This is a genomic window from Caballeronia sp. LZ033 (assembly GCF_031451265.1).
Taxonomy (GTDB): Bacteria; Pseudomonadota; Gammaproteobacteria; order Burkholderiales; family Burkholderiaceae; genus Caballeronia.
Window position 1 is genome coordinate 1 of the sequence record NZ_JARUXQ010000065.1, and the last position, 335, is coordinate 335.

The following is a 335-nucleotide window of genomic DNA, read 5'->3' on the forward strand; positions in this document are numbered from 1 at the left end:
GAGCGGCTGTCGCGGCGTTCAATCAGATTGCCGCTGATGTCATAGCGGAAGTGCGTGTCGTCGTCGTGCACGCCGGCGCGGCGGGTTGCATGACGCGCCAGGCGTCCTGCGTGGTCATATTCGTAGACGTGTTCGAGGCTTCCGGTGAACTGTGTACGAGCCAGCCGTCCCGCAATATCGCGCGTGAAGCGGATCGGTGCGTTGTCGTCGATCTGGATGGATTGCGGCGCGCCCAGCGCGTCATACGTGTACGTGAGCGTCTGCTCGAACACGGAATCGGCTGTTTGCAGCTTGCGCGTCTGCTCAGTCAGACGCCCGGCCCCGTCGTAGGCATA

At 63.0% G+C, this 335-nt stretch carries 1 protein-coding gene; it reads right to left on the reverse strand.

Translation table 11 applies throughout. From position 1 onward, the window contains the following. Positions 1–335 (reverse strand): hypothetical protein (locus QCE62_RS35210; RefSeq protein WP_309928060.1); only part of this gene is annotated, 335 nt, incomplete at both ends.